Source organism: Pseudoalteromonas piratica, from assembly GCF_000788395.1.
GTDB classification, from domain to species: Bacteria; Pseudomonadota; Gammaproteobacteria; order Enterobacterales; family Alteromonadaceae; genus Pseudoalteromonas; species Pseudoalteromonas piratica.
The window spans coordinates 2,904,395-2,920,146 of sequence record NZ_CP009888.1; the positions used below are offsets into that span (position 1 = coordinate 2,904,395).

Consider the following 15,752-nt stretch of genomic DNA (forward strand, 5'->3'; position numbering starts at 1 on the left):
GGGTCTAAACCACTTTGGCGTTGTATGGTTAAGCCTCACGGGTAATTAGTACGAGTTAGCTTAATGCCTCACAGCACTTCCACATCTCGCCTATCAACGTTGTAGTCTTCAACGGCCCTTCAGTTAACTCAAGTTAAAGTGAGAACTCATCTCGAGGCTCGCTTCCCGCTTAGATGCTTTCAGCGGTTATCGATTCCGAACGTAGCTACCGGGCAATGCAATTGGCATCACAACCCGAACACCAGCGGTTCGTCCACTCCGGTCCTCTCGTACTAGGAGCAGCCCCTCTCAATTCTCAAACGCCCACGGCAGATAGGGACCGAACTGTCTCACGACGTTCTAAACCCAGCTCGCGTACCACTTTAAATGGCGAACAGCCATACCCTTGGGACCGACTTCAGCCCCAGGATGTGATGAGCCGACATCGAGGTGCCAAACACCGCCGTCGATATGAACTCTTGGGCGGTATCAGCCTGTTATCCCCGGAGTACCTTTTATCCGTTGAGCGATGGCCCTTCCATTCAGAACCACCGGATCACTATGACCTACTTTCGTACCTGCTCGACGTGTCTGTCTCGCAGTTAAGCTTGCTTCTACCATTACACTAACCGTACGATGTCCGACCGTACTTAGCAAACCTTCGTGCTCCTCCGTTACTCTTTGGGAGGAGACCGCCCCAGTCAAACTACCCACCAGGCACTGTCCACAACCCCGATTCAGGGGCCTATGTTAGAACATCAACACTACAAGGGTGGTATTTCAAGGACGGCTCCACACAATCTAGCGACTGTGCTTCAAAGCCTCCCACCTATCCTACACATGTAGGGTCAATGTTCAGTGCCAAGCTGTAGTAAAGGTTCACGGGGTCTTTCCGTCTAGCCGCGGGTACACAGCATCTTCACTGCGATTTCAATTTCACTGAGTCTCGGGTGGAGACAGCGTGGCCATGGTTACACCATTCGTGCAGGTCGGAACTTACCCGACAAGGAATTTCGCTACCTTAGGACCGTTATAGTTACGGCCGCCGTTTACCGGGGCTTCGATCAAGAGCTTCGCCGAAGCTAACCCCATCAATTAACCTTCCGGCACCGGGCAGGTGTCACACCCTATACGTCTTCTTTCGAATTTGCAGAGTGCTGTGTTTTTAATAAACAGTCCCAGCCACCTAGTCACTGCGACTCTCGTCCGCTTAGAGAGCAAGTCTCATCACAGATAAGAGCGTACCTTCTCCCGAAGTTACGGTACAATTTTGCCTAGTTCCTTCACCCGAGTTCTCTCAAGCGCCTTAGTATTCTCTACCTGACCACCTGTGTCGGTTTGGGGTACGATTCGAAATAATCTGAAGCTTAGAGGCTTTTCCTGGAAGTATGGCATCAACAACTTCCACTCCGTAGAGTGTCGTCTCGTATCTCAGCCTTAGAAACCCGGATTTGCCTAAGTTTCCAGCCTACATACTTTCACATGGACAACCAACGCCATGCTTGTTTAGCCTGCTCCGTCCCCCCATCGCAATTATTCCAAGTACGGGAATATTAACCCGTTTCCCATCGACTACGCCTTTCGGCCTCGCCTTAGGGGTCGACTCACCCTACCCTGATTAGCATGGGATAGGAACCCTTGGTCTTCCGGCGAGCGGGTTTTTCACCCGCTTTATCGTTACTCATGTCAGCATTCGCACTTCTGATACCTCCAGCATGCCTCCCGACACACCTTCAACAGCTTACAGAACGCTCCCCTACCCCGCGAATAAATTCGCAGCCGCAGCTTCGGTGGTATGTTTAGCCCCGTTACATCTTCCGCGCAGACCGACTCGACCAGTGAGCTATTACGCTTTCTTTAAAGGATGGCTGCTTCTAAGCCAACCTCCTGGCTGTCTGGGCCTTTCCACATCGTTTCCCACTTAACATACACTTTGGGACCTTAGCTGGCGGTCTGGGTTGTTTCCCTCTCCACGACGGACGTTAGCACCCGCCGTGTGTCTCCCGGATATTACTTATTGGTATTCGGAGTTTGCAAAGGGTTGGTAAGTCGGGATGACCCCCTAGCCTTAACAGTGCTCTACCCCCAATAGTATTCGTCCGAGGCTCTACCTAAATAGATTTCGGGGAGAACCAGCTATCTCCCGGTTTGATTAGCCTTTCACTCCTAGCCACAGGTCATCCGCTAGCTTTTCAACGATAGTCGGTTCGGTCCTCCAGTCAGTGTTACCTGACCTTCAACCTGCCCATGGCTAGATCACCGGGTTTCGGGTCTATACCCAGCAACTAAACGCGCAGTTAACGCTCGCTTTCACTACGGCTCCCCTAAATGGTTAACCTCGCTACTGAATATAAGTCGCTGACCCATTATACAAAAGGTACGCAGTCACAGAACGAATCTGCTCCTACTGCTTGTACGTATACGGTTTCAGGTTCTATTTCACTCCCCTCACAGGGGTTCTTTTCGCCTTTCCCTCACGGTACTGGTTCACTATCGGTCAGTTGGGAGTATTTAGCCTTGGAGGATGGTCCCCCCATATTCAGTCAAAGTTTCACGTGCTCCGACCTACTCGATTTCACTGTAAATAAGTTTTCGTGTACGGGACTATCACCCTGTATCGTCAAACTTTCCAGAATGTTCCACTAACTACATTACAGCTTAAGGGCTAATCCGATTTCGCTCGCCGCTACTTTCGGAATCTCGGTTGATTTCTTTTCCTCGGGGTACTTAGATGTTTCAGTTCTCCCGGTTCGCCTCACTTACCTATGTATTCAGTAAGTGATACCACTAAGTGGTGGGTTTCCCCATTCGGAAATCCTAGTCTCAAGCGCTTTTTACTAGCTTGACTAGGCTTATCGCAAGTTAATACGTCCTTCATCGCCTCCAACTGCCAAGGCATCCACCGTATACGCTTAGTCACTTAACCATACAACCCAAAATGGTTTGTATTGCTAAAGACAGTTTTTAACTCCGCCAGAAGTTAAATATTGAATACTAAAGTAGATACCAACAACAACTTAATGTTGCGGCATATTTTCTTTACTTTATTTTGAGAACTCTAAATTAAATATTGCACTTACTAAGTAAGTACTTAATTTAAAGTTTGTCAGCTTTCCAAATTTTTAAAGAGCAAATTAACTAAGCTATTGCTTAGCTAACAATCATCTGTGTGGACACTTCGAACAAAAAGTTCTAAATCGTATAAGGAGGTGATCCAGCCCCAGGTTCCCCTAGGGCTACCTTGTTACGACTTCACCCCAGTCATGAATCACTCCGTGGTAAGCGCCCTCCCTAAGGTTAAGCTACCTACTTCTGGAGCAACCCACTCCCATGGTGTGACGGGCGGTGTGTACAAGGCCCGGGAACGTATTCACCGCGACATTCTGATTCGCGATTACTAGCGATTCCGACTTCATGGAGTCGAGTTGCAGACTCCAATCCGGACTACGACGCACTTTAAGTGATTCGCTTACTCTCGCGAGTTCGCAGCACTCTGTATGCGCCATTGTAGCACGTGTGTAGCCCTACACGTAAGGGCCATGATGACTTGACGTCGTCCCCACCTTCCTCCGGTTTATCACCGGCAGTCTCCTTAGAGTTCCCGACCGAATCGCTGGCAACTAAGGATAGGGGTTGCGCTCGTTGCGGGACTTAACCCAACATCTCACAACACGAGCTGACGACAGCCATGCAGCACCTGTCTCAGAGTTCCCGAAGGCACCAAACTATCTCTAGTAAGTTCTCTGGATGTCAAGTGTAGGTAAGGTTCTTCGCGTTGCATCGAATTAAACCACATGCTCCACCGCTTGTGCGGGCCCCCGTCAATTCATTTGAGTTTTAACCTTGCGGCCGTACTCCCCAGGCGGTCTACTTAATGCGTTAGCTTTGGAAGACAGTTCCGAAAAACCGAACTCCTAGTAGACATCGTTTACGGCGTGGACTACCGGGGTATCTAATCCCGTTTGCTCCCCACGCTTTCGTACATGAGCGTCAGTGTTGACCCAGGTGGCTGCCTTCGCCATCGGTATTCCTTCAGATCTCTACGCATTTCACCGCTACACCTGAAATTCTACCACCCTCTATCACACTCTAGTTTGCCAGTTCGAAATGCAGTTCCCAGGTTGAGCCCGGGGCTTTCACATCTCGCTTAACAAACCGCCTGCGTACGCTTTACGCCCAGTAATTCCGATTAACGCTCGCACCCTCCGTATTACCGCGGCTGCTGGCACGGAGTTAGCCGGTGCTTCTTCTGTTGCTAACGTCACAGCTAGCAGGTATTAACTACTAACCTTTCCTCACAACTGAAAGTGCTTTACAACCCGAAGGCCTTCTTCACACACGCGGCATGGCTGCATCAGGCTTGCGCCCATTGTGCAATATTCCCCACTGCTGCCTCCCGTAGGAGTCTGGACCGTGTCTCAGTTCCAGTGTGGCTGATCATCCTCTCAAACCAGCTAGGGATCGTCGGCTTGGTGAGCCATTACCTCACCAACTACCTAATCCCACTTGGGCCAATCTAAAGGCGAGAGCCGAAGCCCCCTTTGGTCCGTAGACATTATGCGGTATTAGCCATCGTTTCCAATGGTTGTCCCCCACCTAAAGGCATGTTCCCAAGCATTACTCACCCGTCCGCCGCTCGTCATCTTCTAGCAAGCTAGAAATGTTACCGCTCGACTTGCATGTGTTAGGCCTGCCGCCAGCGTTCAATCTGAGCCATGATCAAACTCTTCAATTAAAAGTGTTTTTGGACTTACGTCCGACTCAATGAATCCTGATTTTGATATCAAAAGATATCGAATTGACTGTGCTGATACTTTCGTATCAATTGGTCACTCAGTTCAATTAAGTCTAAATTTTGTTACGCTAAAAGCGTATGTTAGAACTTAATCTGTACGAGTGCCCACACAGATGATTGCTTAAATTTTTAAAGAACAGTGCAAACAACCTTGCGTTTGCTGCGACGCTTCGTCGCTATTAGGGCTGCGTATGTTACGCCTTCCTAATTTTTTGTCAACACTTAATTTTGATTATTTTTCTTATATTTTTAAGAAAGTTTCAAAACTCAGTTTTACTTGACTTACCCAACTCGTGATTCGCTGCTATGCTGCGTCGTTCCCCGTGTTGGTGGAGGCGCATTATAGAGAGATTTGATTTGGGCGCAACCCTTTTTTTGAGTTTTTTGTAAAAAATAGCGATTTAATTCTAAATTTAACATTAAGGCTACAAAACCGAACGTTAAACGTACGATTTCGGGCGTTTGAACTCAAAAAGAGGAATTTAAGTATCGATCAATCTTTCAGGATTGCAAATTTATATGTCAAATTTTTTAAAACAATATGAAATAAAAAAGGAACCTTTTGGCTCCTTCTTATTTATATAGTGTGTGTTAGTAAAGAATACTGTATAGCTTGCGACGATATTTCCCTGCTAACTCATCACCATCAGGCAATGTCGCAATGACATCTAGATACATTTTGCGTGCATCACCAAACGCTAAGTCCTTTTGCAGTACACTAAATAAGGTTTCTAACGCTTCTTCTTTTCGTCCAACTTGATCATATTGCACTGCAAGTTTCACTTTCGCGTCAAAATTATTTTCGTCTTTTGCAATTTCGGCTTCTAGTTGCTTAATCTCTGGTGAGTCCTTCGCTTCTTGCGCTAACTCTACCTTTGCCTTTAAATTATTAAAGTAAGCATCTTGATCAACCATTGGAATAGTCGATAACAGGGCATCAGCATCATCTACTTTTTGTATGTTTAAGCAGATATCTGCAAGAATTAGTTTAACCTTGCTATTTTGTGCATTTACATCATATGCCTGCTTTGCTTTTGTATAGGCTTCTGAGAAATTACCTTGGCTCAAAAGCTGTTGCGCTTCAGTTACCAATAAGTCTTCTGCATTCGGTAAGTGTTTTTCAAAAGCAGCATCTAACATTTCTTTCGATTGAGGCCCTGGTAACATATCAACCGGAGCGCCACCCTTTAAAAGTAAAATGGCAGGAATACCCTGTAAACCAATTTGCTGTGCGAGTTGAGATGCCAATGCTTGCTCAACATCACAATTAAGCTTGGCTAATAACAAGTGCTCAGAGTATTGCGCTGCTTTTTCTTCAAGCAATGAGGTCATTGATACACATTCAGGCGCTTGCTGAGTATAAAAGTATAATGCAATTAATGTTTCAGGAGCTGTTTCGGAAATGACTTGTTGGAAGCTATCCGCTGTTAGTTCAATAATATTGTTCATATATATTAATTATTAACTTCAATTAGTATCAATATGGAGGCAATATAATTAAAAAACAATGCCAAAAAAGAGAATAACAAATGAAATTTGCATTACTCAACGCTTTGATTATCACAAGCTGTTCCGTTGCAGCCAATCAATATGAACCTACTACTACGCAACAAAACACATTAAACTCACTTTATAAGCACCTCCATCAAAACCCAGAACTTTCTTACCAAGAAGAAAAAACGGCAGCAAAGCTTGCAAATGAATTATCACAGCTTGGTTTTGCAGTAACCGAAAATGTTGGCGGTTATGGTGTAGTTGGCATTTTCAAAAATGGTAACGGACCTACCGTTATGCTGCGAGCAGATACCGATGGCCTACCAATTATTGAAGAAACAAATAAAGAGTACGCATCAAAAGTAAGAGTGATCGATAAAAGCGGTAATAAAGTGGGTGTAATGCATGGCTGTGGTCATGATATACATATGACTAGTTTTATTGGTACAGCTCAGCAACTAGTAGAGCATAAAGATGACTGGCAAGGTACATTAATGATGGTTGCACAACCAGCTGAAGAAGTTGGCGGTGGCGCAAAAGCAATGCTCAAAGAAGGTCTCTATACGAAGTTTGCTAAACCTGATTATGTTGTAGGTTTACACGTAAGTGCCTCAGCACCTGCTGGTAAGGTGGCCATTGCCCCAGGTTATGCGCTAGCAAATGTTGACTCTGTCGATGTAATTATAAAAGGTCGCGGTGGTCATGGAGCTTATCCACATACCACTATCGACCCAGTGGTACTGGCATCTCGTACAGTATTGGCATTACAAACCATTGCTAGCCGAGAAATCTCACCGTTAGAACCTAGTGTGATTACTGTAGGTTCGATTCATGGTGGCTCAAAACACAACATTATTTCTAATCAAGTAAAGTTGCAGCTTACATTACGCTCGTATAACCCAGATGCACGTAATCAACAAATTGCAGCAATAAAACGTATTACTAAAGGGATTGCACTTAGTGCCGGTCTTTCAGAAAACGAGCTACCTGAAGTAATCGTACATGAATCTGAAAGTATTCCGTCTACTTATAATAATCCAGAGCTTGCAACGCGTGTCACCGCGAGTATTAAAAAAGCCATTGGTGAAGCCAATACATTAAAAGCTGAACCAGTAATGGCGGGTGAGGATTTTGGCCTGTTTGGACGCACCGATGAAAATGTACCAATCACTATTTTTTGGCTTGGCGGAGTTAATTCTACAGAATACGAAAGCGCAATGAAAAACGGCACTAAACTACCTTCACTTCATTCAAGTAAGTTTGCACCAGATTATCCACTGACAATTAAAACAGGGGTAACCGCCATGAGCCAAGCAGCAGTCGATTTATTTAATAACAACTAAAGGACAACACACATGAAATATATTTTACTTATCGCATCACTACTATTTAGTGTTGCATGTTTTGCTAATACACCCGTAATTACGCAACAACAGTTATTAGAAAACCAAATGTCTGACAATGCATATACTATTATCGACGTTCGCTCAATAGAGGAATTTAATGATGGGCATGTTAAAGGTGCACTCAATATTCCTCATAACCAAATTGAAGAGAATATGTCGGTTTTGGAAGAGCTAAAAGATAAAACCCTGGTTGTGTATTGTCGCTCTGGTCGCCGTGCTGGTTTATTTGAAAAAGCCTTAACTGAGAAAGGATTTAAATTAAAACACTTAGAAGGTGACTACCTTGCTTGGAATGAAAAACAGTTACCTTTAATTAAAAAGTAATTACGTTAGGCTTTGCTACTTAGCATTAAAGTAAAAACCAGCCACATTAGGCTGGTTTTTTTAATTTATTTGATTTTATTCTTCAATTAGTAACGCTTTAATTTCTTCCTTTGCACCAAGAATATGCTGCTTAAGTAATTGGCATGCGTTACTTGTATCACCTGCACGGCAATAGTCAATTAACTGCTTATGCTCACCACCCGCCTTTTTAATACCACCAGCTAATAATAAGTGCATGCGAATATAGCGGTCAGAGTTCTTATTTAAAATATTAACTACTTCTAACGTTTGGGGGCGTTCAGCGGCTTGGTATAAGTAAGTGTGAAAGCTAGTATTAAGATCAGCCCATAAGTTAGCACTGTCTTCATGGGTTAATGCTTCATCAAGTTTTGCTAGCAGCGTTTCTGCATGGTCAAAATCTTCTGGATTCATATTTGGAATTGAGCGAGCAAGTAAATCCGACTCTAACATTGCGCGTAATTCAAATAATTCATCCACATGGGCTGCATTTAACTCAGTCACAATCGCACCTTTGTGCGCTTGGAATTTGACTAAACCTTCAGCTTCAAGTTGTAATAGGGCCTCACGTACAGGAATACGGCTCACATCAAGTTCTTCAGCAAGCGCCGCTTGGCGTAATGGTTGACCTGCTTTCACTTCGCCTTTTAAGATTTTTTCACGAATCGCATCAACCACAAATTCGGTACGTGTTTTATATGCTAGCCCCATTTTATCTCTTTGTATTTTGTATAAACTTGGCAATAGTTTATACAAATTATAAAAAAAGGCCAGCATAGCTGGCCTTTTACCTTAGAACGGGAACACACAATTATTTCTAACGAACTCTAAAAGGCATTTTGTATACATAGAGGACGCAAGAATCGTTCTATTGCTTGGCTGCCGACAGACGTACTACGCACATCTGTTGAACTAGGGAATGGACCACCATGCATCATCGCATCGCAGACTTCCACACCCGTTGGCATTTGGTTGTATATTAAACGGCCAACCACATAACTTAACGCATCCACAATGTCAGCCTGTTGCTGAACCAATGCTTCGCTACCATGAATGGTTGCAGTTAATTGACCTTCTAGTTCATCAATTAAAGCGACAAGCTCATCATTTGATGAATACGTTACCATTAACGCAGCAGGGCCGAAGACTTCTTCATGTAATGCTTTGTTGTTTCTGAATTCTGTTGCAGACGTTGTAAAGACTTGCGTACTACAACGAAGTTCTTCAGATTGACCACTTGCAACAAGCGTTGCATAGTTTGCGAAGTTTTCACAACCTGATTTATACGCTTTTAAAATAGCCGGCGTTAACATGGCTTGCGGTGCAGAAACTTCCACCTCTTTTGCTACAGCTTGTTTGAAACTTTCTGCTTCTTCTTCAGCAATCAGCCATAAACCCGGATTGGTACAGAATTGACCTGCGCCCATATTTAGCGACGCAATAAATGTTGCTGCCAATTTTTCTTCTTGGCCTTTAACAAAACCAGAAAGCAATACTTGCGGATTTGTAGAGCCTAGCTCGCCATAAAATGGAATTTGCTGCTTGCGTTGTTTAATGCTGTCTTGCAAGGCCATGCCCACACCAAACGATCCCGTAAAGCCTACTGCTTGGATCTTTGGGTTTTTAACTAATTCATGACTTACATCGTAGCTTTTCGAATGAAGCAACTGGTAAACACCTTTTGGCATCTCGCATTTAGTAATTGCCGCTTCAATCGCACGTACCACAATTTCACTGGTACCAGGGTGTGCCGAGTGAGATTTATAAACCACAGGGCAACCTGCCGCTAATGCCGATGCTGTATCACCACCTGCCGCACTAAAGGCAAGAGGGAAATTACTCGCACCAAAAACAGCTACCGGACCAATGGCAATTTTTGCCATTTTTAACGTTGGACGTGGTAAAGGCTGACGCTCAGGCATTGCTGCATCTTCAGCAATGAATTCAGCGTCTTTCTCTAAATTTGCTGCAAATAAACGTAACTGACCAACAGTACGACCTAGCTCACCTTTAATACGCATTTCAGGTAAACCAGTTTCAAGCGGTGTACGTGCAACCAGTTCATCTTCTTTGCTTGCAAGCTCATCAGCAATCGCATTTAAAAACGCAGCTCGCTGGGCTTTTGTGGTTTTACGATAAACTTTAAATGCAGCATCTGCCACATCACATGCTTGTGCTAACTGCTCAAGGCTACAGTTTTTAAATGCAGGCTCAAGTGGCGTATGGTCAAATGCATTTATCGCGTTAAATGACCCCTCACCCAGTGAAGACCATTCGTTATTAATAAAGCTTAATCCTGTAAACATCTACTTTCCCCTTAAACTAGTTGGAAACCATTGACATAGGGATCTTCATCATCCACTAGTATTTGGTTGTATCCGGTAATTTTTGCCCAACCTTGAATCGATGGCTTAATAGCAGTAATGCCACCGATTTCGGTTACGGACTCGATGGTGCCTACAAATTGGCTACCAATAATACTTTCATGTACGAACTTTTCGCCTGGCTTTAATAAGCCTTTCGCATGTAATTGCGCCATACGCGCTGATGTGCCTGTACCACAAGGGCTACGATCAATGGCTTTGTCGCCATAAAACACTGCGTTGGCAACCGTAGAACCTTCGGTTTTTGGTGCGCCTGTCCATAAAACATGAGAAAGTCCTTTGACATTAGAATCTTCTGGGTGAACACACTCCACTGCACGACCCGCAATTTCACGTACCAAAGGACTAAATTTTAAAACATCACCCGGTGTCCACTTATCGATCCCCGGAAAGTTCTCCTGTGGCTCAACAATGGCGTAAAAGTTACCACCATAGGCGATATCAAGTTTTATTTTGCCAAGTTCTGGCACGTCAATTTCAATATCTTGATGCGCTAAATAAGCCGCAACATTATAAATTTTTACCCAATCAACTTTATTGTTGGTCATCTGATAATCAACATTGATCTGCCCTGCAGGCACATCAATTATTAATTTACCCGGTATTCTTGGCTGAATCAGGCCCGCCTCTAAACCGGCGGTTAAGGTACCGATAGTGCCGTGTCCGCACATTGGCAAACACCCAGAAGTTTCAATAAATAAAATTGATGCATCAGCATTATCTGAGCAAGGTGGATATAAAAACGCACCCGACATCATGTCATGTCCGCGAGGTTCAAACATCAACGACTGGCGGATCCAGTCATATTCGCGCATGAAATGCATGCGTTTCTCACCCATTGTTTTACCTTCAAGCACTGGATGACCTGACGTAACCAATCGTACTGGATTGCCACAGGTATGGGCATCAATACAAAAATAGGTCCCTTTTCTCACTTGTTGCGCTCCTAATTTTTAACTTTTGTAATGCGAAATAGGCGCGCAAACAGATGCGCGCCTCGGCTAATGGGGAAAGCCTAATTAGTTAACCTAAGTGATTTATCACTCTAAATTGTCATTGTTTCAATCACTGCATTACCTCGTTTCCACCAGCCTATAGACTGAAAAGGTACCCCTTTGAATACATTATCTTGAACGCGAATCGCTAAGATAGTTGATGCAATGAACTTACTGCGGCACAGTAATTAAACCTAGTCTAGGTAACAACTAACACCAAATACCACACATATTTACCAGTTAAACTGTCAGTATAAGTTTTCAGTTTGGTTTAATTTGTTTTTACTTCGAAAAGTGATACTGTACATTGTATACCGATTAAGTTAATGTATATTGTATACAAAGTAAAGTTATATTTTTATCAAATGAACAACATCTCTAGCTCGGTTAATCAAAATGTTGCTGTGATTGGCGCAGGTGTAATCGGTATTTCAACCGCTATTCGACTTCAGCAACTGGGCTATCAAGTAACGCTACTTGATAGTAAAGGCATTAGTGAAGGCTGCTCAAAAGGCAATGCGGGGCACTTTGCTACGGAGCAGGTGTTTCCGCTCGCACAAACCTCTATATTGCCTCAACTACCAAAAATGCTGCTCGACCCAAAAGGCGCTCTGCGGATTAGCCCGAGTTATTTGTTTAAAGCACTGCCATGGTTTATGCGTTTTTTAGCAAATATGCGTCCGCGTGTGTTTAATCGCAATAAAGACGCACTAAAACAGTTAAATCAGTCGGCAATAAACGCATGGCAACGTTTAACTAAAGCAACAAATACCGAATCACTATTTCATTTAAATGGCAGCTTACTTACCTTCGAGTCAGACTCTCGTAAAGATGCACTCGTAACACGCGCCCACTACAAAAAAGAAGGCGTAAACGTGAAGTTATTAGAAAGACACGAATTGGATGAGTTGCAACCGGGGTTACACCCAGCAATTACGCACGCTCTTTACTTTACAGACGTGGGCCATACTTGTAGCCCTTATAAATTAAATATGGCGCTGTTTGACTATGCAAAATCATTAGGCGTTAATTTTAAGCAAGTTGAAGTGACATCGCTTTTTTCAAACGACTCTGGTATCACCATAAATGCCAACGACAATGCGCTAGTATTTGATAAATTGGTAATGTGCACCGGCGCGCACTCGAAGGCACTTTGTAAACAGCTTGGCTATAAAGTACCTCTCGACACAGAGCGCGGCTACCACTATATGGTATCCAGTGAACAAATGCCCACCATGCCAGTCGTGTCGTTTGAGAAGAAATTTATCCTAACCCCAATGCAAGAGGGCTTACGCCTTGCAGGTACAGTAGAATTTGCGGGTCTTTCAAAAGCACCAACCTATCGCCGTGCAGATATGTTAAAGCAGCTAGGTGAATCAATTTGGCCAGATATGGTGGATGATCATCCTGCAGAAGATAAAAAATGGATGGGATTTCGCCCTACACTACCGGACTCACTACCCGTGATCGGACGTGCACCCAAACACAATAACGTGTTTTTTAACTTTGGCCACCAGCATCTGGGCTTAACCTTAGCAGCCATTAGTGCGGAACTCATAACTGCAGAAGTACAAGACGCAACACCGCAAATTGATCTTACGCCTTACTCCATTGCCCGTTTTAACTAAGCGGTAATACGACTGTCGCGATGCAACCACTTTCAGGGTGGTTGCTAAGCGATATTACCCCATTATGCGCTAATACAATTTGACGACACAGCGCAAGACCAGTACCTGTGCCTTGTTTTTTTGTGGTGTATAAAGGCACAAAAAGATTATCAGGATTACTAATTCCTGCACCTAAATCTCTGATTTCTACTGCCACTTGTTGCGTATCTTGTTTAAGCGAAATATCAATTGTTTGCTGTGGCGCTGCTTCATGGGCATTTTTCAATAAATTTATTAAACATTGCTCTAGTTGGGCGGCATCCACTTCAACCATACAGTTATCTGCTAAATGTAAATTACAGGGATATCCTAGTAACTCTGTACTTCTGGAAATTATTTTTGCTAAATCATGCGGTTTCTTTTGCGGCTCTGGCAAGGTCGCAAGTTGTCGATAACCTTGAATAAAGGATTTTAAGCGGGTTGCTCGTTCGCCAATAATGGTTAAGCCACCTTGAATATCCTCTTTGTCTTCGCCGTCAATCGGCAAATTCGAAGAAATTTTATTTAATGTGTCGGTTAAGCTAATAATGGGCGACAGCGAATTATTAATTTCATGACTTAACACACGTACTAAGTCTTTCCATGCTTTTTGCTCTTGATGGCTCAGTACTGATTCTAAATCCGATAAAATAAACAAGTTATGCTGCTTACCTGCTTCTCGAAAGTTATCGCGATATAAATGCAAACGAGATTTTGTTTGCTTATTTGCCACCATCACCAACTGATTATTGGGCGCATCAATAAGTTCAACCAAGTTTAAATCAGCCAGTGTATGGTTAATCAACTTGGACTCGGATTTTTCAAAAAAGTGCTCTGCCGCAGGGTTTGCCAAGGTAATTTTTTGATTTTCATCACAGGCGAAAATAATCACACCGATTTGTTTAATCAGTTTCGCTAATAACAACTGGCTTTCTTTGTATTCAAAGCGAGTGGTAGATAAGTTATCCGCAAGTCGGTTAATCTGCTGAACTAAATCGCCGAACGCCGATGACTCAGTCGCCCCTTTGGCGCGCAAGGTGTAATCACCTGCATTTAACGCTTCAACTAAATTTGCTAACGATAAAAACTGCTCGTTTAATTTATCAAATAAATAATAAAGATTAATCGCCACCACTAAAATTAGTAACAAACTCACCAGTGCTTGCAAATAAATGCTGAGGTCTGACTGCCATATCATCACCAAGGCAATAAAATTACCTGGAAGCGCCGCCCACAACACCGAACGTTGTAGCTGATTGAAAAAACTTTTCACGACTAAATACCAAATTTATCGAGGCGACGATAAAACGCACTGCGACTTAAACCTAGCGATTTTGCCGTATCTAGTGCATTACCTTGATATTCCATTAAGCGCTGTTCAATCACTGCTTTTTCAATTTCATCCATTGTGCCTTGGTACTTAGCGGTTATTTGTTCCTGAGCTTGTGGAACTTGAGTTGCACTCGGCGTTAGCATTAAATGCTCTGGGCTGATTTCGCTTACTGCAAGTAAAGTGGCACGCTCTAACGTATGAGATAACTCACGTACATTGCCCGGCCAATCGTATGCCAAAAGTGCATCACACGCAGCAGGCGATAAACTCGGCGCTGGTTTGTTAAAACGTTTGGCAGCTTTAGCAATAAAGTTACTTGCCATTGGCAAGATGTCATCTTTACGCTCAGCTAAACTTGGTAAACACACTACAAACGTGTTTAACCGGTAAAGTAAATCTTGGCGAAACGTAGCATCTTCTACCATCGCATCTAAATTGGCATTGGTTGCTGAAATTAAACGAATGTTCGCTGTTTGAGTTTTACTTGAACCAACTTTTTCAAATTGGTGTTCTTCTAATAAGCGCAGTAATTTTGCTTGCTGTGGCAGTGGAATATTACCAATTTCGTCCATAAACAAAGTGCCTTTTTCTGCAAGCTCAACGCGGCCAATACGATTCTCCTTAGCATCGGTAAAGGCACCCTTTACATGGCCAAATAGTTCAGACTCAAATAAGCTTTCGCTGATTGCGCCCATATTTACTGAAACAAAACGCTCATTATTGCGGTTACTCAAATTATGAATATGCTGCGCGAGTAAACTTTTACCGGTGCCATTTGGCCCTGTGATCAGCACATTGATATCTGCTTTGGCGATTTGTTCTAGTTGTGCAAGTAACGCTTTCATTGGGGCAGATTCAACAATCAGCTCACCATCACTTTGTGCCAGTTCGCTTTTTAAGTTTTGGTTTTCTTGGTTAAGCACTTGGTTTTGCAGCTTTTGCTCGCGCAATTTTAGCTGGTTGGTGATGACTGTTAATAAGCGCTCGTTTTCCCATGGCTTTTCAACAAAATCGCCAGCACCGGCTTTCATTACTTCCACAGCGATTTCAACACTTGCCCATCCGGTCATACATACAATTGCCAAGCTTTCATCAAGGCTTGCAAGCTGTTCGGTAAGATTAATGCCTTCCTGACCTGAGGTGGTATCTGCGTGATAATTTAAATCGATTAAAGCGAGATCAATGTCGTTTTGTTTAACAAAAAAGACAGCTTCTGCTGGTGAACTTGCTGTAGTGACTTTAAACCCTTCGCTTTTTAAAAATAGGCGAAGTGCGGCAACAATACTGGGATCGTCATCAGCAATTAAAATATGAGACACAATTTATCCTTTACTGCGTTAATTCTTGTTTGCTTAAAAGAGAACAAAGGCACTAAGTG

The 15,752-nt window shown here is 43.4% G+C and carries 9 protein-coding genes and 2 rRNA genes; 3 read left to right on the forward strand and 8 right to left on the reverse strand.

The features are described 5' to 3' along the window. Nucleotides 1–24: 24 nt before the first annotated feature. The 3 genes from OM33_RS13430 to OM33_RS13440 all read right to left on the reverse strand — a co-directional run bounded on the left by OM33_RS13430 (nucleotide 25) and on the right by OM33_RS13440 (nucleotide 6,223). Nucleotides 25–2,905, reverse strand: a 23S ribosomal RNA gene (locus OM33_RS13430). A 276-nt stretch (nucleotides 2,906–3,181) separates the two neighbouring features. Further along, nucleotides 3,182–4,714: ribosomal RNA gene (locus tag OM33_RS13435) — 16S ribosomal RNA — on the reverse strand. The 16S and 23S rRNA genes sit together here, the layout of an rRNA operon. Before the next feature lie 651 nt (nucleotides 4,715–5,365). Beyond that, entirely contained in the window at nucleotides 5,366–6,223 is an 858-nt protein-coding gene (locus OM33_RS13440; protein ID WP_038642428.1) for a tetratricopeptide repeat protein, read from the reverse strand. A gap of 80 nt (nucleotides 6,224–6,303) precedes the next feature. Between OM33_RS13440 and OM33_RS13445 the strand changes: the two genes are divergently transcribed. Both OM33_RS13445 and OM33_RS13450 read left to right on the forward strand, forming a co-directional pair. Beyond that, entirely contained in the window at nucleotides 6,304–7,611 is a 1,308-nt protein-coding gene (locus OM33_RS13445) for an amidohydrolase (protein ID WP_038642430.1), read from the forward strand. A gap of 12 nt (nucleotides 7,612–7,623) precedes the next feature. Then, nucleotides 7,624–7,998 (forward strand): rhodanese-like domain-containing protein, encoded by a 375-nt coding sequence (locus tag OM33_RS13450; RefSeq protein ID WP_038642432.1) that lies wholly within the window; start codon nucleotides 7,624–7,626, stop codon nucleotides 7,996–7,998. A 75-nt stretch (nucleotides 7,999–8,073) separates the two neighbouring features. On the opposite strand, the gene OM33_RS13455 is transcribed toward OM33_RS13450, so the two are convergent. The 3 genes from OM33_RS13455 to OM33_RS13465 form a co-directional block, all read right to left on the reverse strand. Further along, nucleotides 8,074–8,727 carry a GntR family transcriptional regulator gene (locus OM33_RS13455; protein ID WP_038642434.1) on the reverse strand — a complete coding sequence of 218 codons (654 nt, stop codon included), beginning with the start codon at nucleotides 8,725–8,727 and terminating at the stop codon, nucleotides 8,074–8,076. 116 nt (nucleotides 8,728–8,843) lie between these two features. Further along, nucleotides 8,844–10,322 (reverse strand): aldehyde dehydrogenase (NADP(+)), encoded by a 1,479-nt coding sequence (locus OM33_RS13460; RefSeq protein WP_052141011.1) that lies wholly within the window; start codon nucleotides 10,320–10,322, stop codon nucleotides 8,844–8,846. Nucleotides 10,323–10,333: 11 nt separating this feature from the next. After that, nucleotides 10,334–11,335, reverse strand: coding sequence for a 4-hydroxyproline epimerase (locus OM33_RS13465; protein ID WP_038642436.1), 1,002 nt, complete (start codon nucleotides 11,333–11,335; stop codon nucleotides 10,334–10,336). Between the two features lie 386 nt (nucleotides 11,336–11,721). Here OM33_RS13465 and OM33_RS13470 point away from each other — a divergent pair, with 386 nt between their 5' ends. Beyond that, nucleotides 11,722–13,023, forward strand: a complete 1,302-nt coding sequence (locus OM33_RS13470; RefSeq protein WP_234402697.1) for an NAD(P)/FAD-dependent oxidoreductase — start codon at nucleotides 11,722–11,724, stop codon at nucleotides 13,021–13,023. Here the strand turns inward: OM33_RS13470 and OM33_RS22080 are convergent. Then, nucleotides 13,016–14,314: a sensor histidine kinase gene (locus OM33_RS22080; RefSeq protein ID WP_052141012.1), complete on the reverse strand. Its 1,299-nt coding sequence runs from the start codon at nucleotides 14,312–14,314 to the stop codon at nucleotides 13,016–13,018. The two genes, OM33_RS13470 and OM33_RS22080, sit on opposite strands and share 8 nt — an antisense overlap. A gap of 2 nt (nucleotides 14,315–14,316) precedes the next feature. Beyond that, on the reverse strand, nucleotides 14,317–15,693 hold the full coding sequence (locus OM33_RS13480; protein ID WP_038642438.1) for a sigma-54-dependent transcriptional regulator: 1,377 nt from the start codon (nucleotides 15,691–15,693) through the stop codon (nucleotides 14,317–14,319). Nucleotides 15,694–15,752: the final 59 nt, after the last annotated feature.

Coding starts and splice junctions, on each gene's coding strand:
- OM33_RS13470 (WP_234402697.1), top strand. CDS start 11,722: ATGTATATTGTATACAAAGTAAAGTTATATTTTTATCAAATGAACAAC.
- OM33_RS13445 (WP_038642430.1), top strand. CDS start 6,304: ATGAAATTTGCATTACTCAACGCTTTGATTATCACAAGCTGTTCCGTT.
- OM33_RS13450 (WP_038642432.1), top strand. CDS start 7,624: ATGAAATATATTTTACTTATCGCATCACTACTATTTAGTGTTGCATGT.
- OM33_RS13455 (WP_038642434.1), bottom strand. CDS start 8,727: ATGGGGCTAGCATATAAAACACGTACCGAATTTGTGGTTGATGCGATT.
- OM33_RS13460 (WP_052141011.1), bottom strand. CDS start 10,322: ATGTTTACAGGATTAAGCTTTATTAATAACGAATGGTCTTCACTGGGT.
- OM33_RS13440 (WP_038642428.1), bottom strand. CDS start 6,223: ATGAACAATATTATTGAACTAACAGCGGATAGCTTCCAACAAGTCATT.